Here is a 22,555-nt window from a genome sequence, read left to right on the forward strand (position 1 = left end):
TCGTGCCAAACATGGACAAACCGCCCGACCGGTGATGTCACTGGCCGGGCGGTCGTCACTGCAGCTCAGCGGGTCGCCCGCTCAGCGAGGGGTGTCGCGAGTCACTCGGCGGACTCGTCCACCGTGTACTCGTCCCAGCCCTCCCCCTCCGGGTCGAACTCGGTCTGCGCGGACTCCCAGGTGGCCGAGGCGAGCTCGATCCCCGGGACGTCGCCGAGCAGGGCGACCGGGTCGATGAAGTGGGCGAGCGAACCCGACGGGTCCACCTCGATGGCCTCGACGGACTGCGCCCGCTCCTCGTCGTCGAGGTACTCGTCGTTCTCCACCTGGGTGAGGGCGGCGGCCTTCAGGGCCTGCTCATCGGTGATCTCCGCGATGAGCTCGATGCTGAGCCGGACGTAGCGCGGGGCGTCCTGGCCGGTCAGTTCAGTGCTGGTCATGCGTGCGAGCGTACGGGAACGCGGGGGCGCGTGGGCGCGGGCTGCGCGCGCCCCCTGAAACACGGGAAGGCCGGCCCCTCCGAAGAGGGGCCGGCCTTCCCGCCTCCGCCGCGCTCCCCCACCCGGGAGCCGCGAAGACGCGCCGTTCGGCGCGGTTGGGTGCCGCAGGAGCCGCCGCACCCTGTTGATCCGGCAGTACCGGACAGGGGCGGGACGACGGCGTCCCCCACGGGCAGACACGGCGGGCCGGGTCAGGGCCGACCGACGTGTCCCAGATGACCGCGGTTGCCGGGGAGCCGCTCCCGGCGGTTGCTGTCATCTCGCTTCGGCATCTTGCCGTTGACCAATACGATGCACGACCGTTGTTAACCGGATGCTGCGTACAGGTGACGCCGGTGTACCACTTCACGGGGTGGACGAAGTTTCACCCGCCCGACAGACCTCCGCCCCTGACCTCCGGTCAGTGGACCGGGGATCAGGGGCGGAGGTCACCGGATCAGGGCCGCTCGGGCCTCCGGTGCGCGGCGCGGCCGCTCGGGCCGCCGGCAGGGGCCCTCAGTGCGCGGTACGGCCGCCCGGGCCGCCGGCAGGGGCCCTCAGTGCGCGGTACGACCGCCCGGGCCGCCGGCAGGGGCCCTCAGTGCGCGGTACGGCTGGTGAGGAAGCCCAGCAGGTCCTGCCGGGTGACGATGCCCTGCGGCTTGCCGTCCACCAGCACCACGGCCGCGTCGGCCTTCTCCAACACCGTCATCAGGCTGGTCACCGTCTCGCCCGAGCCGACCACCGGCAGCGGCCTGGACATGACCTTCTCCAGCTTGTCGCCGAGCTCGATCTGCTTCGCGAACAGGCCCTCCAGCAGGAGCTTCTCCGCCACCGAGCCGATCACCTCGCCCGCCATGATGTCCGGGTGCCCGGCGCCCGGGGAGACGACCGGCATCTGCGAGACGCCGTACTCCTGCAGCACCCGGACGGCCTCGGCGACCGTCTCGCTGGGGTGCATGTGGACGAACTGCGGGATGCCCTCGTGCTCGATGGCGTCCTTGCGGGCCAGCACCTCGCCGATCGAGGCCTCGTCGGTCGAGGACGGCAGGAAGCCGTAGTCGGCCATCCAGTCGTCGTTGAAGATCTTGGAGAGGTAGCCCCGGCCGCCGTCCGGCAGCAGCACCACGACCACGTCGTCCGGCCCGAGCCGTTTGGCGACCTCCAGCGCGGCGACCACGGCCATCCCGCAGGAGCCGCCGACCAGCAGGCCCTCCTCCTTGGCCAGGCGGCGGGTCATCTGGAACGAGTCCTTGTCGGAGACGGCCACGATCTCGTCGGCGACCGAGCGGTCGTACGCGGTCGGCCAGAAGTCCTCACCGACGCCCTCGACCAGGTACGGCCGGCCGGTGCCGCCCGAGTAGACCGAGCCCTCCGGGTCGGCGCCGATGACCTTGACCTTGCCGCCGGACGCCTCCTTCAGGTAGTTGCCGGTGCCGGAGATGGTGCCGCCGGTGCCGACGCCCGCCACGAAGTGGGTGATCCTCCCGTCGGTCTGCTCCCACAGCTCGGGGCCGGTGGAGTGGTAGTGGGAGGCCGGGTTGTCGGGGTTGGAGTACTGGTCCGGCTTCCAGGCGTTCGGCGTCTCGCGGACCAGGCGGTCGGAGACGTTGTAGTACGAGTCCGGGTGCTCCGGCGCGACCGCCGTCGGGCAGACCACGACCTCGGCGCCGTAGGCGCGCAGGGTGTTGATCTTGTCGGTGGAGACCTTGTCCGGACAGACGAAGATGCAGTGGTAGCCCTTCTGCTGCGCCACGATCGCCAGACCCACGCCGGTGTTGCCGGAGGTCGGCTCGACGATCGTCCCGCCGGGCTTGAGAGCGCCGGAGGCCTCGGCGGCCTCGATCATGCGCATCGCGATGCGGTCCTTGACCGAACCGCCGGGGTTGAAGTACTCGACCTTCGCCAGCACCGTCGCGCTGATCCCGTCGGTGACCTTGTTCAGCTTGACCAGCGGCGTGTTGCCGACCAGGTCGATGATCGAGTTGTGGTACCGCACGGGGGTCCTCCCGGTCTGTGGCCCTGCAGGTTTTCGGTACTCCAAAGACTATGGCCACGGATGGCCCACGCTCACCGATAGCACGCGGTCAGGACGGGTACTAGGGGTACGCAGACACTTGAATGGCCCCGCCCGGGGCGACGCGAGGACGCGAAGGGGGGTACCGGATGCCAGGCGCGACACGGTCGCGGGCCCGGGTGGCCCGGCGGATCGCCACGGCGGCCGCCTACGGCGGCGGCGGACTGGGACTTCTCGGTGTGGGGCTGGTCGGGGTACTGCTCACCGAGAGCAAGCTGGCCGTCCGGGCGGTCGGCATCCTGGACGGCGATCCACCCAAGGCCGACGGCGTGTACGGGGAGGCGTTCGCCGACCCGGCGGGGGACGCCCCGCCGATCACCCTCGCCTTCCTCGGCGACTCGACGGCGGCCGGGCTCGGGGTGCTGCGGGGGCGCGAGACGCCCGGCGCGCTGCTCGCGGCCGGTCTGGCCTCGGTGGCCGAACGGCGGGTGCGACTGCTGAACGTGGCGAAGTCGGGCGCCCGCTCCTCCGACCTGGCCCGGCAGGCGGAGCTGGCCCTGCCGCACCGCCCCGACCTCGCGGTGATCATGGTCGGCGCCAACGACGTGACCCGGCACAGCCCGGCCGCGCAGTGCGTGCGCCAGTTGGGCGAGGCCGTCGAGGTGCTGCAGGCGGCCGGCTGCCAGGTGGTGGTCGCCACCTGCCCGGACCTGGGGACGATCAAGCCGGTGCGGCCGCCGCTGCGCTGGGTGGCCCGGCGGCTCAGCCGGCAGCTCGCGGCGGCGCAGACCATCGCGGTGGTGGAGGCCGGCGGGCGGACCGTCTCGCTGGGCTCGCTGCTCGGCCCCGAGTTCGCGGCCCGACCGGAGATGTTCGCCTCGGACCGGTACCACCCCTCGGCCCAGGGGTACGCGACCGCGGCGATGGCCATGCTGCCCTCGCTCTGCGCCGCACTGGACCTCTGGCCCGTCGAGGACGGAGCCGGCGAGGGCGGCACCGGCGAGGGCGAGGCGGTGCTGCCGGTGGCGGTCGCCGCCGCGGCGGCGGCCGGGCAGTCCGGCGCCGAGGTCGAGGCGGTCGGGCCGGACGGCGGCGCCCGGCGCTGGGCCCTGATCCGGCACCGGCTGAGGTTCGGCCTGCCGGACCCGGGAGCGCCCGCGGGGCAGCCGGACGGGCCGGCGGACGGGCCGGCGGCGGTCGAGCCCGCGGGCGGGCAACCGGCGGACGGACGGCCGGGCCGGCGGCCGCCCGAGGCCGGTACGGCGTCGGCCAACTCACACGCGGGGGCAGGTGACGCCTGAGCTACCAAGCGGTAACTTTCCTCCGGGGTGTCCACCGGTCGGGTCGGCCGGGCGGGCGCCAGGTAGCCGAAGGTCACTCAACGAGGAGCCCGCCATGCCCGAAGCCGTCATCGTCAGCGCCGCCCGTTCGCCGATCGGCCGGGCGTTCAAGGGCTCGCTCAAGGACGTCCGCCCGGACGACCTGACCGCCCAGATCATCGCCACCGCCCTGGCCAAGGTCCCCCAGCTGGACCCCCGCGACATCGACGACCTGATGCTCGGCTGCGGCCTGCCCGGCGGCGAGCAGGGCCACAACCTGGCCCGGATCGTCGCGGTCCAGATGGGCATGGACTACCTGCCCGGCGCGACGATCACCCGGTACTGCTCATCCTCCCTGCAGACCACCCGGATGGCGCTGCACGCCATCAAGGCGGGCGAGGGCGACGTCTTCATCTCGGCCGGCGTCGAGACCGTCTCGCGCAGCGTCAACGGCACCTCGGACGGCATCCCGGGCACCCTCAACCCGTTCTTCGACGACGCGCTGGCCCGCACCGCCAAGCGCGCCGAGGAGGGCGGCGGCGAGTGGCACGACCCGCGCGCCGACGGCCTGGTGCCCGACGCCTACATCGCGATGGGCCAGACCGCCGAGAACCTGGCCGCGCTCAAGGGCGTCACCCGGGCCGACCAGGACGAGTTCGGCGTGCGCTCGCAGAACCTCGCCGAGGCCGCCATCGAGTCCGGCTTCTGGGCCCGCGAGATCACCCCGGTCACCACCCCCGACGGCACCGTGGTCTCCACCGACGACGGCCCGCGCGCCGGGGTGACCCTGGAGGCCGTCTCCGGCCTCAAGCCCGTCTTCCGCCCCGACGGCACCGTTACCGCTGGTAACTGCTGCCCGCTGAACGACGGCGCCGCCGCACTGGTCATCATGTCCGACACCAAGGCCCGCGAGCTGGGCATCACCCCGCTGGCCCGGGTCGTCTCCACCGGCGTGAGCGGCCTGTCCCCCGAGATCATGGGCTACGGCCCGGTCGAGGCCTCCCGCCAGGCGCTGAAGCGCGCGGGGCTGAGCATCGGCGACATCGACCTGGTCGAGATCAACGAGGCCTTCGCCGCCCAGGTCATCCCGTCCTACCGCGACCTGGGCGTCGACATCGACCGCCTGAACGTCAACGGCGGCGCCATCGCGGTCGGCCACCCCTTCGGCATGACCGGTGCCCGCCTCACCACCACCCTGATCAACTCCCTCCAGTGGCACGACAAGCAGTTCGGGCTGGAGACCATGTGCGTCGGCGGCGGCCAGGGCATGGCCATGGTCATCGAGCGCCTCAGCTGACGAACTCCCCCGTCGGCCCGGGCGTGTCACCCATTCGCCATGACGGAGAGTGATTGAGGGCCGGATCACATCCAGACCGTGATCCGGCCCTCGAACTGCTCGGATCCGGCCCGAAAGTCGACAGTCCGAAGTGGATCAACTCCGCTGCGTAGAACGGAGTTACCTAACAATTTGAGGACAAGTACGAAAGTCACGGACATATCGGACATCTGCCTCTGCAGTAACTCGTCCCCATGCGGCAGTGTGGAGATGTAACCCCGTTCCGCTCCTCCCTAGGAGTACGTTCCGTGAGCGCCGTCTACACCGTTCTGCTGCTGATCCTCATCGCCGTGTCGACCTCCGTGCTGGTCCACCTCCGCGGCATCTCCCGCCACCTGGCCGCACGTTCCACGGCCACCGCCGACGCCCCGGTGGACGAAGCCGCGATACGCCGCGCCGTCACCGAGGCGCTGGCCGCCGACCGCGAGCGGGAGATCACCGAGGCCCGGGCGTTCTGGGCCGAGCAGGAGGCCCGCGCGGCCGAGGACGCGCCGCTGTTCGACAATCCGCTGGGCGCGAGCGGTACAGCCGCCGAGTGGCCGCTGTTCTTCCCGCGTCCCACCGGACCCCTGGAGGCCGCGGACAACGCCGGCACCATGGACCCGGAGTTCGGCGAGGCGCTGCGCTCCGCCCTCGAGGACCTCATCAACGACGGCGAGGCCGGCGGCTCCGGTGGCGCGCCCCTGCGCCCGAGCCACCCCGCCGGCGCCGGCCACCCGGCCGGGACACCGGCCGCCGAGGCCGGCGGCGACGCCAAGGCCCGCCGGGAGGCCGACCTGCTGGCCACCGGCCTGGAGGCCGGGCTGCTCGACACCGAGCCCGCCGTCGAGGCCGAGCCGCAGGCCGCTCCCGACCCGCGCCGGCACCCCTCCCACCCCGACTTCGTCCCCAGCCAGGCCCCGTCCCGCGAGTGGACCGACACCCGGCTGACCGCCCTGGCGGAGGAGTGCGTGGCGCTGACCGACGTCCGGCCCGGCCCGCTGGGCACCCTGGACGTCTACGCCTTCGCCGACGGCACCACCCTGTGCGTGGCCCCGGGCGACCGCGAGGCGGCCTACCGGCTGATCGACGCCGTGCGGGCCGGCGAGGACGTCCGACTGCTCGGCGGCTCCCGCTTCTCCGGCTCGTACTCGCTGACCTTCTCCACCGACGAGGAGACCGTCTACGTCCTCGCCGACCGGGTCGTGGCCAGCATCTGACGCACGACCAGAGGGCCGGCCGGGTCTCGGGGTTACGACTCGGCCGGCCTTCCGGCCTTCCGGCGTTCCCGGGCCGGACCGGGCCCGTCCGGCCCGGCGCGACGGACCACCGGACGGCCCACGGGCGGGCCGCTCGGCGCGGCGCCCCGCGGCTCAGGCGCAGAGCTCCGCGGTGGCGGCCACCGCGGACACCGCGGCGGCCAGCAGGGCGGGGGCGTCGGCCCGGGTGCCGACCGCCAGCGCGCCGAGCGGGACGGGGAGGACCACCGGCGCCCGGCCCCCCGCGGTGCGGTCGCCGGCCGCGGCCAGGGCGGCGGCCAGGTCGTGTCCGGCGACGGCCAGTTGGTCGCCGGCCGCGAACGCCCCGGCATCGGGGAAGGCCCGCGGTCGATCGCCCTCCAGCACCTGCGCGACGGCCGCCAGGTCACGCGCGAGCGCGAGGCCGGCCGCCGCCCGGGAGGCGTGCCCGGGCACGCCGGCGAGCAGCCGGCTCTGCGCCATCGCGCGGAAACGATCCGCCAGACGGTCGACGGCCGCCACCAGCGGCGCCGGCTCGATCGGCGCCGCGGACGGCGTGCCGGGAGGCTCGGTCGGGGTCGTCGGTGCGTGCGGGGTCGTCGGTGCGTGCGGCGGCGCCGACGCGTGCGGGGTCGTCGGTGCGGGCGCGGTCGTCGGTGCGTTCCGGGACGTCGGTTCGGGCATGCGGCGAGCCTAACCGCGCGGTACCGCGGTCGGGCGCCCCGCACCGGCCGCCGTGCGACGACCGTCCGCCGTACGACGACTGTCCGCCCTCCGCCGGGCGGCCCGGCGGACCGGCGGCCGCGCGGACGGCCGAGAACGCCGACGGACCCCGGAGCGGGTGCTCCGGGGTCCGTCGCGCCGGCGGCCGGTCGCGCGGCCGTCGGGGGTGGTCACTGCGGGGCGGGGCCCCGGCCGGACCGGTCGGGCTAGTCGTCGCCGCGCAGGATCGCGATCAGGCGCAGCATCTCGATGTAGATCCAGACCAGCGAGAGGGTGAGCCCGAAGGCGGCCCGCCAGGCCTCCTGCTGCGGCGCGCCCTGCCGGATGGCCTCCTCGATCGCGGCGAAGTCCAGCGACAGGAAGAACGCGCCCAGCGCGACACCGACCAGACCGACGGCGATGCCGAGCGGGCCGGAGCGCAGGCCCATGTCCGCGCCGAAGAACGAGGCGACCAGGTTGATCAGCAGCAGGCCGAGGAAGCCCATCGCGATGGTCAGCCCGATCCGCGTGTAGCGGGGGGTGACGCGGATCCGGCCGCTCTTGTAGGCGATCAGGATCGCCCCGAAGACCGCGGCCGTGCCCAGGACCGCCTGGATGGCGATGCCCGGCCAGATGGTGTTGAACACCTTGGTGATCGCGCCGAGGAAGAAGCCCTCCAGGCCCGCGTACGCCAGGATCAGCGGCGGGCTGACGCTCCGCTTGAAGCTGATGACCATGCCGACGACGAAGGCGGCGAAGGCGGCGACGATCGCCGCGCCGTAACCGGAGTCCGGCAGCGCGAACCACGCCACCGCGCCGGCCGCGACCAGGGTGAGCAGCGTCATCGCCGTACGGGCGACGACGTCGTCCAGGGTCATCCGACCGGTGGCCAGCGGGCCGGCCGACGGGGCCTGGTACATCTCGGCGAGCTGCTCGGCGGTCAGCGGCTGCTGTCCGTGGGGCTGCTGGGCGCCGGGCTGCTGGGCGTACGGGTTGTTGCCGTAGGGGTTGTTGGCGTAGGGGCTGCCGGTGGGCTGGCCACCGGCGTGGGGCGCCTGCTGCGTGGTGCCGAAACCCGCGTAACCGGAGTCGCGGGTGAAGGACCCCTCCCGCGAGAAGACCGGGTTGCTGCTTCTCATGCTCATTCCCTCCGGGGCGGCACGGCGCTGCCCACGGATCAAGGGTAATGGCTTGGCAAAGTTCGGTGGGTACGTCTCCGGGAGGAAATCCGCCGGGTCGTCGCGCGGGGGCGGTCGTCGGACGCCCCCGCGATCCGAGTGGGTGGTGCCCGGAGCCGGATTCGAACCGGCACGGCCTCGCGGCCAAGCAGTTTTAAGCTGCCCGTGTCTGCGTTCCACCATCCGGGCGTGAGCCGCTCCGCGCCGTGCGGGCCACGCCCTGAGCCTAGTCGCCCGGCTCCCTCTTTCGCATGTTCCCAGCCAGGGAAATTGTCATGTTTCCTTGCCATCTGACGAACAGTTCGCGATTCGGCCACGACACCTGTGGGATCCGGCCAGCGGACCTCCTCAGGGTCCGGGTCATCCCGCAGGATGAGGCCGCCCACCCTGACGTACGCCCAGCGGCGGTAGGGCCAACCGTTCCCCGGAGCTACGAAAAACCATGATCACATCACCGACCATGGAGGTACGGCCCGGGCCCGCGCCCCGCCCGCCCCGACCACCCCCTCTGCACAAGGAGTTCCCCGTGACCACGACGACCGCAACCGCCGTCCGCACCGGCCAGGCGGCCGCCCGCGCCACCGGCCTCAACAAGGTCTACGGGGAGGGCGAGACCAGGGTGGTCGCGCTCGACGACGTCAGCGTGGTCTTCCCGCAGGGCGAGTACACCGCGATCATGGGCCCGTCCGGCTCCGGCAAGTCCACCCTGATGCACTGCATGGCCGGGCTGGACACGGTCTCCTCCGGCTCCTCGATGATCGGGGACACCGAGCTGGTCGGCCTGAAGGACAAGCAGCTGACCCAGCTCCGCCGCGACCACATCGGCTTCATCTTCCAGGCCTTCAACCTGCTGCCGACGCTGACGGCGCTGGAGAACATCACCCTCCCGATGGACATCGCCGGCCGAAAGGCCGACAAGGAGTGGCTGGACCGCGTGGTCGAGACGGTCGGCCTCTCCGGCCGCCTCTCGCACCGCCCCTCGCAGCTCTCCGGCGGCCAGCAGCAGCGGGTGGCCTGTGCCCGCGCCCTGGCGAGCAAGCCCGACATCATCTTCGCCGACGAGCCCACCGGGAACCTCGACTCCCGCTCCGGCGCGGAGATCCTCTCCTTCCTGCGCAACTCGGTGCGCGAGCTCGGCCAGACCGTGGTGATGGTCACCCACGACCCGGTCGCCGCCGCCTACGCCGACCGCGTGGTCTTCCTCGCCGACGGCCGGATCGTCGACGAGCTGATCGCCCCGACCGCCGACAGCGTGCTGGACCGGATGCGCCGGTTCGACGCCAAGGGCCGTACGAGCTGACGGGCCGGCAGCACCCGCCGCCCCCGCCCGTACCGACTCCTTCACCCTGGACGCATCCATGTATCGCACCGCACTGCGCAACGTGCTGGCCCACAAGGGCCGCCTGCTGATGACGGCACTGGCCGTCATGCTGGGCACGGCCTTCGTCGCCGGCACCATGGTCTTCTCCGACACGTTCGGCAAGGCCATGGCCAACAGCTACTCCAAGAGCTTCTCGGACGTCTCCGTCCGGGTCGTCGACTCGGCGGCCGGATCCGGCGCCAGCGCCCGGGACAAGAGCGAGCGGAGCCCGGCCTCGCTCACCGACGCCACCGTCCAGCAGATCGCCGCCCTGCCCGGCGCGGCCGGCGCCCGCGGCGTGGTCGGCGGCTTCACCGGCGTGGCCGACAAGAAGGGCAGCCTGATCGGCCAGGCGTGGAGCGCGCGGGGCACCAACTTCGCCCCGGCCGCCGACGGCCGGGACTCCCGCTACCCGATGGTCGAGGGCCGCGGTCCGCAGGCGGCCAAGGAGGTCGCCCTCGACCGGGCGACCGCCGACAAGGGCGGCTACCAGGTGGGCGACACCGTCCGGGTCGCCTCCAACGGCCCGGTCGTCGACGCCAAGCTGACCGGCGTCTTCACCACCGACGATCCCGAGGTGGTCTCGGGCGGCACCCTCACCCTCTTCGAGCGCGCCACCGCCCAGCAGCTGCTGCTGGCGCCCGGTCAGTTCAGCAGCATCGCGGTGACGGCCAAGCCCGGCGTCACCGAGAGCGCCCTGCTGGCCGAGGTCCGGACGAAGATCCCGGCCGGTGACCAGTTCAGCGCCGAGACCGGTCAGGAGCTGAAGGACGCGCAGGCGAAGATGGTCGCCAGCGGCACCAGCAGCATGAAGACGATGCTGCTCGTGTTCGCCTTCATCTCGCTCTTCGTCGGCATCTTCATCATCGCCAACACCTTCACCATGCTGATCGCCCAGCGGACCAAGGAGCTGGCCCTGCTGCGCGCCGTCGGCGCCAGCCGCAAGCAGGTGACCCGCTCGGTGCTGGTCGAGGCCCTGGTGATCGGTGCGGTCTCCTCGGTGGCGGGCCTGATCGCCGGAGTCGGCATCGGCGCCGGCATGCAGGCGCTGATGGGCGCCCTCGACACCGGCATGCCCTCCGGCCCCCTGGTGGTCGCGCCGATCACGATCGTGGTGGCCCTGCTGGTCGGCGTCCTGGTGACGGTGCTCTCCGCGCTGCTGCCGGCCGTCCGCGCCGCACGGATCGCCCCGGTGGCCGCGATGAGCAGCGGCGACCAGCCCAGCACCCAGAAGAGCCTGGTGATCCGCAACTCGATCGGCTCGGTGCTGGCGGCCGGCGGCCTGGCCCTGGTGGCCTTCGGCGCCTCCACCGGCAACGACACCGGCCGGATCCCGGTCGGCCTGGGCGCCGCGCTCGCCCTGGTCGGCGTCTTCGTCCTGCTGCCGCTGCTGGCCCGCCCGGTGATCGCGCTGATCGGCCCGGCGCTCGGCAGGCTGTTCGGCACGCCCGGCAAGCTGGCCCGGCAGAACGCGGTGCGCAACCCGCGCCGCACCGCCGCCACGGCCGCCGCGCTCACCATCGGACTGACCCTGGTCAGCGCCCTGACCGTGCTCGGCGCCTCGGTGGGCGGCGCGGTCGACAAGGCCGTCACCAGTGCGATGAAGGCCGACTACAACGTCGCGATGGCCAACGGCATGGGCCTGTCCCCGCAGGTGCCGGCGGAGATCGCCAAGACCTCCGGGGTGGCCGCCTCCTCCGCGCTGACCACGGTGTACTGGGACCTCGGCGGCCACTCGAAGGCGATCACCGGCATCGACGCCAGGACCGCCGACCAGCTGCTCTCGCTGACCTTCGTGAACGGCTCGGGCGCCGGCCTCGGCAAGGGCGAGATCCTGGTGGACACCGACGTCGCCAAGGCGAACGGCCTGACGCCGGGCGGATCCCTCGCGGTGACCTTCCCCGACGACACCAAGGGCACCTACACGGTGGGCGGCGTCTTCGAGAAGAACGAGATGCTCAACCCGGTGGTGCTCGCCAACAGCGAGATCGCCAAGCACGACCCCGAGCCGTACATCACCGACGTGCTGGTGAAGGGCGCGGACGGCGCGACCGGCTCGCTGAAGCAGTCCCTGAAGGACGCGACGGGCTCCAACCCGGCCATCGAGGTGAAGACCAAGCAGGACGTCCGGGACGAGTTCAGCCAGATCATCACCTTCGCGCTGAACATGATGTACGGCCTGCTGGCGATGTCCGTGATCGTCGCGATCCTCGGTGTCGTCAACACGCTGGCCATGTCGGTGTTCGAGCGCAAGCGCGAGATCGGGATGCTGCGGGCGATCGGCCTGGACCGCGGCGGCATCAAGCGGATGGTCCGGCTGGAGTCCGTGGTGATCTCGGTGTTCGGCGCCCTGGTGGGTGTCCTGCTCGGCTGCTTCGTGGCCTGGGCGGTCAACGGCACCATGAAGTCCAGCATCGCCGGCATCACCACGGTCGTCCCGTACGACCGGATGGCGCTCTTCCTGGCCCTGGCCGGCCTGGTGGGCCTGGTGGCCGCGATCTGGCCCGCCCGCCGGGCGTCCAGGCTCGACATCCTGGAGAGCATCAAGACGGACTGAGCCGGCCCGGGCGGCCCGCCGCCGAGGACCTCGTCCGCCCCGGAAGGGGAGGGCGGGGTCCTTCGCGTCGTACCCGAGGCCGGGCCCGGCACCGCGGCGCACGGCACGGCACCGCGGCGCACGGCACGGCACGGCACGACGCGGCACGGCCGCGGGCACGGGCACGGCCGCGGGAAAGGCGAAGGACCCCGCCGGTGCCCCCGAGGGAGGGGGCGGCGGGGTCCTTCTCGTTCCGTTACTTCTCGCTACTGCTGTACTCCGCCCGGTCGCACGGCCGGCTGAGCACCACGGAGGTCGTGGTCCGGCGACATTGCCGGGCGGAGGGCCTCCGACACATACCCGGGCGCTCCCACGCCCGGGCCGGGTCGTTACTTGCTGGTGGCGAGTTCCTTCTCGGCGGGCTTGGCCTCGACCGGCTTGGGGGCCGGCGCGGTCGCCTCCTGGAAGGCCTCGAACGGCTTCTCCATCTCGGCGAGGCCGACGGTCTCCCGCTTGAGGAACATGGCCAGCGTCCAGTCGGTGAAGACCCGGACCTTGCGGTTCATCGTCGGTACCCGGCTGCCGTGGTACAGGCGGTGGAACCACCAGGCCGGACGGCCCTTCAGCTTGTACTTGCCGAAGAGGATCGCCACGCCCTTGTGCAGGCCGAGACCGGCCACCGCACCGAGGTTCTTGTGCTTGTACTCGGCCTGCGGGAAGCCCCGCATGCCCGAGATCACGTTGTCGCCGAGGACGATCGCCTGACGGACGGCGTGCTGCGCGTTCGGCGGGCACCAGGCGCCCTCGCCGACGGCGAGGTCCGGCACCTGGGCGTTGTCGCCGGCCGCCCAGACGTAGTCGAAGCCCTGGACCTGAAGCGTCGGCGCGGTGTCCACGTGGCCGCGCGGGCCGAGCGGGAGGCCGAAGTTGTTCAGGACCGGGTTGGGCTTGACGCCCGCCGTCCACACGATGGTGGAGGCGTCGGCCTCGACACCGTTCTTCAGCACGACGTGCTGGTCGACGCAGGAGTCCATCGAGGTCTCGATGTAGATCTCGATGTTGCGCTCTTCGAGCTTCTCCTTGGTCCACAGACCGAGGTCCGGGCCCATCTCCGGGAGGATGCGGTTGGCCGCCTCCACCAGGATGAAGCGCATGTCGTCGCGGCTGACGGTCTTGTAGATCTTCGCCGCGTCCCGCGCCATGTCCTCGACCTCGGCGATGGTCTCGACGCCGGCGAAGCCGCCGCCGATGACCACGAAGGTGAGGGCCTTGCGACGGACGTCCGGGTCCGTGGTGGACTCGGCCTTGTCCAGCTGCGCCATGACGTGGTTGCGGAGGCTGATCGCCTCTTCGACCGTCTTCATGCCGATGCCGTGCTCGGCCAGGCCGGGGATCGGGAAGGTGCGGGAGACCGAGCCGGTGGCCACGACGAGGTAGTCGAAGGGCAGCTCGTAGGACCCGCCGGCCGGCGGCGCGATGGTGGCGACCTTGCGCGCGTGGTCCACACCGGTCACGTGACCGGTGAGCACCTCCGCGTTCTTGAGGGCGCTGCGCAGCGGCGCGACGAGGTTGCGAGGCGCGACGTTGCCGCCGGCCGCCTCGGGGAGGAAGGGCAGGTACGTCATGTACGACCGCGGGTCGACGACCGTGACGGTCGCCTCCCCGTAGCGCATCTTCTTGAGGATGCGCATCGCGGCATACAGGCCGACGTAACCACCGCCGACAATGAGGATGCGAGGACGCTCCGTGGTGCTCATATCCGAAAGTATCCAGCACCGTCCGAGGCGCCCTTCGTGAGGCCCGTCACAGGGGGCTGGACACCCTGTGCTACACTACGCGGCCACTTCCTCGGGGCGGGGGCTCCTGCTCACCCGTCGCACGGGTCGACGGTGAGCACAATCGTTCGATCAACCCATGTGAGCAGCAACGATCCGTGTGGCAGTTGGGTTCCCGGCTCCGCATTGGGATTCCACCGCCGGAGCAGGAGACCACCTGCGAACCAGCGGTCAGCCTCCACGGACGACCTTCGGTCCCACATATCGGACGTAGCGGACCCCTGAGTGCACCGAATGACCGGATCGCCATGTGAAGAAATTCACGAAGTTTCTCGCGGAGCCCCGGGCGCGGCGCGGCCCCGGGCGCCGAACGGGCGCTCCGGGGCCGGATCCGTAAGCCCCGCAGGGGGCGAGCGGGCACGACAGGGCCTAGGCCCGGGCGATGCTCCAGGCGATGCCGTCCAGGATGTCGTGCTCGCTGACGACCACCTCGTCGGCGCCCGTCCGTCCCATGATCTCCAGCAGTTCGAGCGCGCCGGCCGCGATCACGTCCACCCGCCCCGGGTGCATCGCCGGGATCGCCGCCCGCTCGGCGTGGGTGGAGGCCAGCAGCCGGCCGGCGATCTCCGCCACCCGGTCGCGCGAGATCCGCGAGTGGTGGATCCGCTCCGAGTCGTACTCGGGCAGCTCCAGCGCGATCGCGGACACCGTGGTGACCGTGCCGGCCAGGCCGACCAGGGTCGCCGCGCCGGTCAGCGGGACGACCTCGGCGGCCTTGTCCAGCTCGCCCCTGATGTGCTTCTTGGCGGCGGAGATCTGCCCCAGGGTCGGCAGCTCGGCCCCGGCGAAGTGCCGCTCGGTCAGCCGGACGCAGCCGATGTCGACCGAGCGGGCGGCCTGCACGTCGTCCTCGCCCAGGACGAACTCGGTGGAGCCGCCCCCGAGGTCGAAGACCAGGTAGGGCGCCGGGAACTGGCCGCCGGTCAGCTCCTTGGTCGCGCCGACGAAGGAGAGCCGCGCCTCCTCGTCCCCGCTCACCACCTCGGGTGCCACGCCCAGGATCTCCCGGACGCCCCTGGTGTACTCGTCGCTGTTCTCGGCGTCCCGCGAGGCGCTGGTCGCCACGAAGCGGATCCGGTCCGGGCCGACCCCGTGCTCGGCGATCACCGCGGCGTACTCGCGGCAGGCCGCGAAGGTCCGTTCCAGGGCCTCGGGGGCGAGCCGGCCGGTGCGGTCGACGCCCTGGCCGAGCCGGTTGATGATCATCCGGCGGTCCAGGTCGGTGATCTCGCCGGTCTCCGGGTCGAGGTCGGCGACCAGCAGCCGGATCGAGTTGGTCCCGCAGTCGATCGCGGCCACCCGGGTGGTGCTCATGCGCCCTCCTCCTCGGCCGCGCGCTTCTTCGCCGCGCGCTCTGCGGCCAGCTGCTCCTTGGCGGCGATCACGGCCGCGTGGTCCTCGGCCGTGGCCCGCTGCTCGGCGACCCTGGCCGCGCTCTCGGCCACCTCGGCGGCGGAGACGCACGGGCCCTTGGCCCACCAGTCCTCCAGCATCCCGATCGCCTCGTCGCCGAGCGGGTTGACGCCCGGGCCGGCCGCCAGCGAGTGGCCGACCAGCACGTGGAGGCACTTCACCCGGTCCGGCATGCCGCCGGCGCTCGGGAAGCCCTCCAGCACCTCGATCGCGTCACGGCGCGCGATGTAGTCCTCGTGCGCCTTCTGGTAGGCGGCGGCGAGCTCCGGGTCCTCGGCGAGCCGGGCCGTCTGATCCTTCATCACGCCGTCGGCCTCCAGGGTGCCGATCAGCGAGGCGGCCTTGGGGCAGGTCAGGTAGTAGAGGGTCGGGAACGGCGTGCCGTCCGCGAGCCGGGGGGCGGTCTCGACGACGTCGGGATTGCCGCACGGGCAGCGGTGGGCGACACCGCGCAGACCGCGCGGGACCCGGCCGAGCTGGGCGGCGATCGCCGCGACGTCGGAGTCCGCGACGGTGGCACCGGGGGTGGCGTCGGGGGCGGAGGGGGTGTTCTCAGTGGTCATGGGGAGAGCTGTCTCTAGCGGGGGCAGGGGCGGGGGCGGGCGGGGCCAGGGCGGCCGGGTCGGCGTCGGCGGCGTCGACGGAGTCCCAGACGCTCGCGTACCAGGGCTTGGCGGCCTTCACCGGGCCGGCGGCGCCGGCACCGGCCGCGGAGGGGGCGGTGGTTCCGGCCGCGGCCGGGTCCACCGAGATGAACGGGGTCTCCCCCGGCATCGCGTAGTGCAGCCGGGCCCGGGCCTGCGCCTTGACGAACTCCGGGTCCTGCCAGCGGGCCTTCTCCCGGCGGAGCTGTTCGACCTGCTGCCGGGCGTGTTCGGCCTTGGCGCGCTGGGCGGAGATCTCCGAGCGCTGGGAGATGAACTGGCGGGTGGGGTAGGCGAGGATCGCCACCAGGGAGCAGAGCACCAGGACGAGGACGGTCGCCCGGCTCGTGAACCGCGGACGCGCCGCGAAGCCAGGAATCCTCCAGCCTGCCATCTCCCGTTACCCCTCCTGGTCGTGCCGGTGCCCCGGCCCCCACCCTACGGGGTGAGAGCCGGGGCACCGGTGCAGCGGCCGTGTGTCAGCCCGCGGACTCGACGGCTCCGGACCCCCGTTCCCGGAGGTCCCGGCCGTGCGCCCGAGGGTCGTCGGGCCCCACGAGCGAGGGCGTCCGCCCTCGCGGCGGGGTCAGCCCTCGTACTTGTAGCGCGGGAACGCGCCGCGGCCCGCGTACTCGGCGGCGTCGTCGAGGATCTCCTCGATGCGCAGCAGCTGGTTGTACTTGGCGACGCGCTCGGAGCGGGCCGGGGCGCCGGTCTTGATCTGGCCGCAGTTGGTGGCGACGGCGAGGTCGGCGATGGTGACGTCCTCGGTCTCGCCGGAGCGGTGCGACATCATGCAGCGGTAGCCGTTGCGCTGGGCCAGCTCGACGGCGTCCAGGGTCTCGGTGAGCGAGCCGATCTGGTTGACCTTCACCAGCAGCGCGTTGGCGGTGCCGGTCTCGATGCCCTTGGCCAGGCGGACGGGGTTGGTGACGAACAGGTCGTCGCCGACCAGCTGCACCTTGTCGCCGAGCTTGACGGTCATGGCCTTCCAGCCGTCCCAGTCCTGCTCGTCCAGCGGGTCCTCGATGGAGACCAGCGGGTACGAGGCGACCAGGTCGGCGTAGTAGTCGATGAGCTCGGCCGAGGAGAGGCCCTTGCCCTCGAACTGGTAGGCGCCGTCCTTGTGGAACTCGGAGGCGGCGACGTCGAGCGCCAGCGCGACGTCCTTGCCGGGCACGTAGCCGGCCTTCTTGATGGCCTCGACGATGAGGTCGAGCGCCTCGCGGTTGCTGTCCAGGTTCGGGGCGAAGCCGCCCTCGTCGCCCAGACCGGTGGAGAGGCCGCGCTCCTTCAGCACGCCCTTGAGCGTGTGGTAGACCTCGACGCCCCAGCGGACGGCCTCGGAGAAGGACTCCGCGCCGATCGGAGCGATCATGAACTCCTGGATGTCGACGTTGGAGTCCGCGTGCGAGCCGCCGTTGAGGATGTTCATCATCGGGACGGGCAGGACGTGCGCGTTGGGGCCGCCGAGGTAGCGGAACAGCGGCAGGTCCGAGGCCTCGGAGGCGGCGTGCGCCACGGCGAGCGAGACGCCGAGGATGGCGTTGGCGCCGAGCGAGGACTTGTCCGGGGTGGCGTCCAGGTCGAGCATGGCCTGGTCGATCAGGCGCTGCTCGGTGGCGTCGTAGCCGACCAGCTCCGGGCCGATCTGCTCGATGACGGCCAGGACGGCCTTCTCCACGCCCTTGCCGAAGTAGCGGTTCTTGTCGCCGTCGCGCAGCTCGAGCGCCTCGAAGGCACCGGTGGAGGCGCCGGACGGGACAGCGGCACGGCCGGTGCTGCCGTCGTCGAGGCCGACCTCGACCTCGACCGTGGGGTTGCCACGCGAGTCGAGAATCTCACGGGCTACGACGACATCAATGGACGGCACGAGGCATCTCCTAGCGGAAGCAGGTATCCGCGGACCGTTGTGGAGTCCTGCGGACGATTGCGGAGTCGTTACGACCAGAGCCTAACCGCACGGGCTCGCCCGGCCACGTTGACCTAGGTCCCGTCTCAGCGTGTGGCCCGGCTACCCACCGGTAGTTCACCTGGATGCCCCACGTGATGCACCCAGAGACCGATAAAAGGGGAGATAAGGGCCGTACCGGTCCGGTACGGCCCTCCCGTCTCAGGCCCGGCCGAGGTCCAGGACCTGGCCCGGCAGGATGAGGTCCGGGTCGGTGCCGACGACGGCGCGGTTGCCGTCGTACAGCGCGTTCCAGCCTCCGGCCACGCCCTGGGCGCCGGCGATGGCGCCGAGCGTGTCGCCGGGCTGGACGGTGTAGTCGCGGCCGGTGCCCGGCGCGGCGGCCGGTGTGACCGCGGCCGGGGCGGCGGCGGGGGCCGGGGCGGCCGGGACCTCGGCGGCGGCCTCGTTGGTCGTGTGCCGGTCGAAGACGTTCTGGTGGCTGGTCCAGTGCCAGTCGCCGTCGACCTGGTACCAGAAGACCTTGTTGGCGGCGTCCCAGCCGGTGTGGCCGGAGAACTCCGGGTCGCGGTCGGAGCTGCGACCCTGACCCGTCGTCGTCTTCGCCGCCTTGGACTGGGTCGACTTGGACTGCGCCGCGCCCGAAGGCGCCGTGTTCGACTGCGTGCTCCGGTCCTGCCGGGTCTGTGACCGGGAGGCCTCCGGCAGGCTCCGGTCGGTCTGCGAGTCCGCGGAGGTGGCCGCGGTGTCGACCTGGGCCGAGGGGCCGCCCTTGCTCAGGCCGGCCTTGACGGAGCAGACCGGCCAGGCCCCGGGGCCCTGCGAGGCGAGGACCTTCTCGGCCACCGCGATCTGCTGGCCCTTGCTGGCCCGGTGCGCCTGCGGGGCGTACTGGTCGCCGCCGAAGGCCTTCCAGGTGCTCTGGCTGAACTGCAGTCCGCCGTAGTAGCCGTTGCCCGTGTTGATGCTCCAGTTGCCCCCGCTCTCGCACTGGGCGACCTTCTCCCAGGTGGACATGGGGGCGGCGTGGGCGCCGGTGGCGGCGAGAAGCGGCATCGCGAGACCGACGCCGGCGACGCCGGCCACGGCGATCGCCTTCTCGGCCTGGGTACGACGACGGTGACGTCCGTTACCAACGAACAGCATGGGTGTCCCTCTCCGCACGCCTGCGAGGTGAGCTGTCGGGTTCGGACCGGGAGGTGGCCCGGCCGCGCCAGGCGGAAAGCTTCTTCCGCCTGATGCGGCTTCACCCCAAGCCGTGGGGAACGGCAGAAAATCCTGGGTCCCCCGCCCCTGCCCAAGGGTCTGGTCGGTTTCCCGGACGCGCGGCGGGCAGGACTCGGCGTACCGCGCACGGGGTTCGCAGCTGCGAACTCCAGGGAGAGTAGACAGATCCTCACATCAATCACAAGCTCATATCGCCGACATCACACGGAAATTACGACAGTCGGCCGATCGTCCACAAACCACGCCCATATGTCCGGATTGATGCGCCTTCTGACCGCCTGTGAGCGAGTCTGTCCGACACGCCGTCAGCCTCGCACGGGCCGGTCAGGGTGCCTTTTCGGGGGTGAATTCGACCGGGAGTTCACGAAGTCCACGCATGATCAGACCACCACGCCACCGCAGTTCCCCCGGTTCCGCCGCAAGTCGCAGGTCAGGCAGACGGGTGAGCAGGGTGGCCAGGGCCGCCTGTCCCTCCAGCCGGGCCAGCGGGGCACCGATGCAGTAGTGGATTCCGTGGCCGAAACCGAGGTGCGGATTGTCCTTGCGAGCGATGTCCAGGGTGTTCTCGTCCGCGAACCGCGCCGGGTCGCGGTCCGCCGCCGCCAGCACCACCAGCACCGGATCGCCCACCGGGATGTCCACCCCGCCGATGGTCAGCGGCCGGGTCGCGAAGCGCCAGGTGGCCAGCTCCACCGGACCGTCGTAGCGGAGCAGTTCCTCCACCGCCGTACCGAGGAGCCCGCTCTCCCCCGCCGCCACCGATTCCTGCAGCAGGGCCCGCTGCTCGGGGTGGCGCAGCAGCGCGTACACGCCGTTCCCGATCAGGTTGACCGTCGTCTCGAACCCGGCGAAGAGCAGGATGAAGGCCATCGCCGCGGCCTCGTTCTCGGTGAGGTGCTCCCCGTGGTCACTGGCCCGGATCAGCCCGGAGATCAGGTCGTCCCCGAGGTCCGCCCGCTTGCGGTGGATCAGCTCCAGCAGGTACGAGCGCATCCTCTTCACCGCGCGGGCCACCCCGCCGCGCGGTCCCCCGCCGTGCCGGATCATCATGCCCGCCCAGTCCCGGAAGTCGTCCTGGTCCTCCGGCGGGACGCCCAGCAGGTCGCAGATCGCGTAGATGGGGAGCGGGAAGGCGAACTCGTGGATCAGGTCGGCCGAGCCGCGCTCGGCGAAGGAGTCGATCAGCCGGTCGGTCAGCTGCTGCACCCGCGGCTCGAACTCCGCCACCCGGCGCGGCGTGAACGCCTTGGAGACCAGCCGCCGCAGCCGGGTGTGGTCCGGCGGGTCGATGTTCAGCAGGTGGGTCATCAGGTCGGCGCTGCGCTCACCGGGGATGCCGACCCGCCCGGTGCGGTGCGCCTGCTCGCTGTGGTGGGCCGGGTTCTTGGAGAGCCGGCCGTCGGCCAGCGCCTGCCGGGCGTCCGCGTACCGCGTGACCAGCCAGGCGTCCACCCCGCTCGGCAGCGTGGTGCGGTGGACGGGGGCGTGCTCGCGCAGCCACGCGTACGCGGGGTAGGGGTCGGCGGCGAACTCCCACGTGAAGAGGGGAGGCTGGGTGGGGTTCGGCTGATCCGGCATGTCCTGACGGTATCCGGTGGCCGACGGGCGTGAGTCTGGTCACCTGATGGGTAATCCCTGTTGCGGAGGGTCGTGACGTGCCTAGGATCCTCCGACATGTCTTTGGTGGGCGCCGGTGCGGTGTCGCCCACAGGGAGGAGCGCACCCATGCGGGTAGCCGGGGCAGTGGTGGTCATCGCGGTACTGGACGGCGGTTCGGGCGCCGACCTGGCCCGCCGGTTCACGGCCGCCGGCGCCGCCGGGGTGCTCATCGCGGACCAGCACCCCAACAAGGCGGAGGACCTCGCCGCCGTCCTCGACCGCCCGGGCTGCCCGGTGGTCGGGGTGTGCGGCGACATCCACCGGCCCAGCGACGTGGCCGCCCTGGTCGACACCGCGGAGAAGCACCTCGGCCCGATCGACCTGTTCTGCGTCGCCGGGCCCGACGGCGAGCGGATCGTCTCGCTGGCCGACCTCCCCGACCACCTCGACCGGCTCGCCGAGCTGCTCGCCCTGGTCGGCGAGGCGATCAGCGAGGTCGTCCCGGCGCAGCGCAGGCCCGTCGAGGACGTCGCCCTCTCCGCGACGACCGCCGAGCGCGGCTGAGCGCCCGCGCCCACCGCTCCGCGCCCCCGTACCCGGCTGCGCGCCGCCGACCGCGGGCACGCCGTCCGGCGCGCCCCCGTGCCCGGCCGGGCCGGTCAGTCCGCCAGACCCTCCGCCGCCCGGACCTCGCGGCGGTAGTCCCGCGCGCTCGCCCGGAGCGCGGCGTCCACGTCCACGCCCTCGTCGTGCGCCCGCTGGGCCACCGCGAGCAGCAGCAGCCCCACCGAGCGGGCCGTCAGCTCCGAGGGCAGCTCGTACGGGGCGTCCGGCACGGCGGTGAAGCCCGCCCGGCGCACCCGGGAGACCAGCTTCGCCGCGTACGCCAGCGCCGGGAGCCCGGCCGGGACCCCGTCCAGGACCGACTCGCGTTGCTTCTCGGCCGCCTTCAACTGCTCCCAGTTCGCCTCGACCGCGGCCGTCCCCTCCGCCTCGACGTCGCCGAACACGTGCGGGTGGCGGTACATCAGCTTCTCGACGATGTCGCCCGCCACGTCGTCGATCGAGAACGGGTCCTCCGGGTGCTCCTCGGCGATCCGGGAGTGGAAGAACACCTGCAACAGGACGTCCCCCAGCTCCTCGCGCAGCGTCTCCCGGTCGCCCTCCTCGATCGCCTCGACCAGCTCGAAGGCCTCCTCCACCAGGTACTTCACCAGCGAGGCGTGGGTCTGCTCGGCGTCCCAGGGGCAGCCGCCGGGCGAGCGCAGCCGGTCCATCACCGAGGCCAGGTCGAGCAGCCGGGCGCCGGGCAGGTCGTACGAGCCGGGCAGCAGCTCGATCTCGGCCACCGAGCCGGCCTCCTCGACGGCGAGCCGGGCGAGGGCGTCCGTCAGCCCCGGGTCGCCGTCCGGGCTGCCCAGCCAGACGGTGACCGGTGCGGGCACCCCGGACAACCGGCGGGCCAGCGCCGGGGCCGTACCGCGCTCGACGATCTCCACCTCGACGCCCGCCTGGCGGACCGCCGGCAGCTGCGGGTGCGCCGGGTCGGCCGCCAGTACCCGGTCGGCGCCGCGCAGGGCCTCCCAGGCCGGCCAGGACAGCAGACCGGGAGCGACCCGGTGGGTGGTGGTGAGCAGGATCAGCTTCGGGGCTGGCGTAGGCGTGGTCACGCTCCGAACCTACCGGGCCGGGGGCCGGTGCCGGGCCGGTCGCCCGGCCGGATCGGCGGCGCGGGGGCGAGCGACCGGCCGGATCGACGGCGCGGGGGCGGCCGGCGGGGC

At 72.4% G+C, this 22,555-nt stretch carries 18 protein-coding genes, 1 tRNA gene and 1 riboswitch; of the genes, 6 read left to right on the forward strand and 13 right to left on the reverse strand.

Going from position 1 to position 22,555, the window contains the following annotated elements; translation table 11 throughout:
* Positions 1-101: 101 nt before the first annotated feature.
* Entirely contained in the window at positions 102-440 is a 339-nt protein-coding gene (locus tag ACFTWP_RS35310; protein WP_380269134.1) for a hypothetical protein, read from the reverse strand.
* A 637-nt stretch (positions 441-1,077) separates the two neighbouring features.
* Entirely contained in the window at positions 1,078-2,478 is a 1,401-nt protein-coding gene (locus ACFTWP_RS35315) for a cystathionine beta-synthase (RefSeq protein WP_380269135.1), read from the reverse strand.
* A gap of 167 nt (positions 2,479-2,645) precedes the next feature.
* Between ACFTWP_RS35315 and ACFTWP_RS35320 the strand changes: the two genes are divergently transcribed.
* The 3 genes from ACFTWP_RS35320 to ACFTWP_RS35330 all read left to right on the forward strand — a co-directional run bounded on the left by ACFTWP_RS35320 (position 2,646) and on the right by ACFTWP_RS35330 (position 6,350).
* A complete protein-coding gene (locus ACFTWP_RS35320) occupies positions 2,646-3,797 on the forward strand; it encodes an SGNH/GDSL hydrolase family protein (protein WP_380269136.1) in 1,152 nt (383 codons plus the stop codon).
* 94 nt (positions 3,798-3,891) lie between these two features.
* Positions 3,892-5,112: an acetyl-CoA C-acetyltransferase gene (locus tag ACFTWP_RS35325; protein WP_380269137.1), complete on the forward strand. Its 1,221-nt coding sequence runs from the start codon at positions 3,892-3,894 to the stop codon at positions 5,110-5,112.
* A 287-nt stretch (positions 5,113-5,399) separates the two neighbouring features.
* Complete coding sequence (locus ACFTWP_RS35330) at positions 5,400-6,350, forward strand: hypothetical protein (RefSeq protein ID WP_380269138.1); 951 nt, start codon at positions 5,400-5,402, stop codon at positions 6,348-6,350.
* A gap of 153 nt (positions 6,351-6,503) precedes the next feature.
* Here the strand turns inward: ACFTWP_RS35330 and ACFTWP_RS35335 are convergent, their stop codons facing one another.
* The 3 genes from ACFTWP_RS35335 to ACFTWP_RS35345 all read right to left on the reverse strand — a co-directional run bounded on the left by ACFTWP_RS35335 (position 6,504) and on the right by ACFTWP_RS35345 (position 8,437).
* Entirely contained in the window at positions 6,504-7,052 is a 549-nt protein-coding gene (locus ACFTWP_RS35335) for a hypothetical protein (protein WP_380269139.1), read from the reverse strand.
* A gap of 245 nt (positions 7,053-7,297) precedes the next feature.
* On the reverse strand, positions 7,298-8,209 hold the full coding sequence (locus tag ACFTWP_RS35340) for a Bax inhibitor-1/YccA family protein (RefSeq protein ID WP_380269140.1): 912 nt from the start codon (positions 8,207-8,209) through the stop codon (positions 7,298-7,300).
* 143 nt (positions 8,210-8,352) lie between these two features.
* A tRNA-Leu gene (locus ACFTWP_RS35345) sits at positions 8,353-8,437 on the reverse strand.
* 253 nt (positions 8,438-8,690) lie between these two features.
* Here ACFTWP_RS35345 and ACFTWP_RS35350 point away from each other — a divergent pair.
* Together ACFTWP_RS35350 and ACFTWP_RS35355 are read left to right on the forward strand one after the other, a co-directional pair.
* The gene (locus ACFTWP_RS35350) at positions 8,691-9,548 is read left to right on the forward strand and encodes an ABC transporter ATP-binding protein (RefSeq protein WP_380269141.1); all 858 of its coding nucleotides are present in this window, start codon (positions 8,691-8,693) and stop codon (positions 9,546-9,548) included.
* 58 nt (positions 9,549-9,606) lie between these two features.
* Entirely contained in the window at positions 9,607-12,165 is a 2,559-nt protein-coding gene (locus tag ACFTWP_RS35355; protein WP_380269142.1) for an ABC transporter permease, read from the forward strand.
* Positions 12,166-12,533: 368 nt separating this feature from the next.
* On the opposite strand, the gene ACFTWP_RS35360 is transcribed toward ACFTWP_RS35355, so the two are convergent.
* The 7 genes from ACFTWP_RS35360 to ACFTWP_RS35390 all read right to left on the reverse strand — a co-directional run bounded on the left by ACFTWP_RS35360 (position 12,534) and on the right by ACFTWP_RS35390 (position 20,753).
* Entirely contained in the window at positions 12,534-13,901 is a 1,368-nt protein-coding gene (locus ACFTWP_RS35360; RefSeq protein ID WP_380269143.1) for an NAD(P)/FAD-dependent oxidoreductase, read from the reverse strand.
* Positions 13,902-14,348: 447 nt separating this feature from the next.
* Positions 14,349-15,293, reverse strand: a complete 945-nt coding sequence (locus ACFTWP_RS35365; RefSeq protein ID WP_380269145.1) for an exopolyphosphatase — start codon at positions 15,291-15,293, stop codon at positions 14,349-14,351.
* Positions 15,290-15,955 (reverse strand): DUF501 domain-containing protein, encoded by a 666-nt coding sequence (locus tag ACFTWP_RS35370; RefSeq protein ID WP_380269146.1) that lies wholly within the window; start codon positions 15,953-15,955, stop codon positions 15,290-15,292. Before ACFTWP_RS35370 ends, ACFTWP_RS35365 begins: the two co-directional genes overlap by 4 nt.
* Positions 15,945-16,430 (reverse strand): septum formation initiator family protein, encoded by a 486-nt coding sequence (locus ACFTWP_RS35375; RefSeq protein ID WP_380269147.1) that lies wholly within the window; start codon positions 16,428-16,430, stop codon positions 15,945-15,947. Before ACFTWP_RS35375 ends, ACFTWP_RS35370 begins: the two co-directional genes overlap by 11 nt.
* A 192-nt stretch (positions 16,431-16,622) precedes the next feature.
* Positions 16,623-17,909, reverse strand: a complete 1,287-nt coding sequence (gene eno, locus ACFTWP_RS35380) for a phosphopyruvate hydratase (protein WP_380269148.1) — start codon at positions 17,907-17,909, stop codon at positions 16,623-16,625.
* Positions 17,910-18,149: 240 nt separating this feature from the next.
* Positions 18,150-19,094, reverse strand: a complete 945-nt coding sequence (locus ACFTWP_RS35385) for a transglycosylase family protein (protein WP_380269149.1) — start codon at positions 19,092-19,094, stop codon at positions 18,150-18,152.
* A gap of 3 nt (positions 19,095-19,097) precedes the next feature.
* Positions 19,098-19,270: riboswitch (cyclic di-AMP (ydaO/yuaA leader) on the reverse strand.
* Positions 19,271-19,499: 229 nt separating this feature from the next.
* Positions 19,500-20,753 carry a cytochrome P450 gene (locus ACFTWP_RS35390; RefSeq protein WP_380269150.1) on the reverse strand — a complete coding sequence of 418 codons (1,254 nt, stop codon included), beginning with the start codon at positions 20,751-20,753 and terminating at the stop codon, positions 19,500-19,502.
* Positions 20,754-20,900: 147 nt separating this feature from the next.
* Here ACFTWP_RS35390 and ACFTWP_RS35395 point away from each other — a divergent pair, with 147 nt between their 5' ends.
* Positions 20,901-21,338 (forward strand): SDR family NAD(P)-dependent oxidoreductase, encoded by a 438-nt coding sequence (locus tag ACFTWP_RS35395; protein WP_380269151.1) that lies wholly within the window; start codon positions 20,901-20,903, stop codon positions 21,336-21,338.
* A 95-nt stretch (positions 21,339-21,433) separates the two neighbouring features.
* On the opposite strand, the gene ACFTWP_RS35400 is transcribed toward ACFTWP_RS35395, so the two are convergent.
* Positions 21,434-22,444, reverse strand: a complete 1,011-nt coding sequence (locus tag ACFTWP_RS35400; RefSeq protein ID WP_380269152.1) for a MazG family protein — start codon at positions 22,442-22,444, stop codon at positions 21,434-21,436.
* Between the last annotated feature and the right edge of the window lie 111 nt (positions 22,445-22,555).

The organism is Kitasatospora sp. NPDC057015 (assembly GCF_042673745.1).
Lineage (GTDB): Bacteria > Actinomycetota > Actinomycetes > Streptomycetales > Streptomycetaceae > Kitasatospora.

Bases quoted from the DNA above. Each gene is read 5' to 3' on its own strand.
- ACFTWP_RS35310 (WP_380269134.1), bottom strand. From the start codon at position 440: ATGACCAGCACTGAACTGACCGGCCAGGACGCCCCGCGCTACGTCCGG.
- ACFTWP_RS35320 (WP_380269136.1), top strand. From the start codon at position 2,646: ATGCCAGGCGCGACACGGTCGCGGGCCCGGGTGGCCCGGCGGATCGCC.
- ACFTWP_RS35325 (WP_380269137.1), top strand. From the start codon at position 3,892: ATGCCCGAAGCCGTCATCGTCAGCGCCGCCCGTTCGCCGATCGGCCGG.
- ACFTWP_RS35335 (WP_380269139.1), bottom strand. From the start codon at position 7,052: ATGCCCGAACCGACGTCCCGGAACGCACCGACGACCGCGCCCGCACCG.
- ACFTWP_RS35340 (WP_380269140.1), bottom strand. From the start codon at position 8,209: ATGAGAAGCAGCAACCCGGTCTTCTCGCGGGAGGGGTCCTTCACCCGC.
- ACFTWP_RS35350 (WP_380269141.1), top strand. From the start codon at position 8,691: ATGATCACATCACCGACCATGGAGGTACGGCCCGGGCCCGCGCCCCGC.
- ACFTWP_RS35355 (WP_380269142.1), top strand. From the start codon at position 9,607: ATGTATCGCACCGCACTGCGCAACGTGCTGGCCCACAAGGGCCGCCTG.
- ACFTWP_RS35360 (WP_380269143.1), bottom strand. From the start codon at position 13,901: ATGAGCACCACGGAGCGTCCTCGCATCCTCATTGTCGGCGGTGGTTAC.
- ACFTWP_RS35365 (WP_380269145.1), bottom strand. From the start codon at position 15,293: ATGAGCACCACCCGGGTGGCCGCGATCGACTGCGGGACCAACTCGATC.
- ACFTWP_RS35370 (WP_380269146.1), bottom strand. From the start codon at position 15,955: ATGACCACTGAGAACACCCCCTCCGCCCCCGACGCCACCCCCGGTGCC.
- ACFTWP_RS35375 (WP_380269147.1), bottom strand. From the start codon at position 16,430: ATGGCAGGCTGGAGGATTCCTGGCTTCGCGGCGCGTCCGCGGTTCACG.
- ACFTWP_RS35385 (WP_380269149.1), bottom strand. From the start codon at position 19,094: ATGCTGTTCGTTGGTAACGGACGTCACCGTCGTCGTACCCAGGCCGAG.
- ACFTWP_RS35390 (WP_380269150.1), bottom strand. From the start codon at position 20,753: ATGCCGGATCAGCCGAACCCCACCCAGCCTCCCCTCTTCACGTGGGAG.
- ACFTWP_RS35395 (WP_380269151.1), top strand. From the start codon at position 20,901: ATGCGGGTAGCCGGGGCAGTGGTGGTCATCGCGGTACTGGACGGCGGT.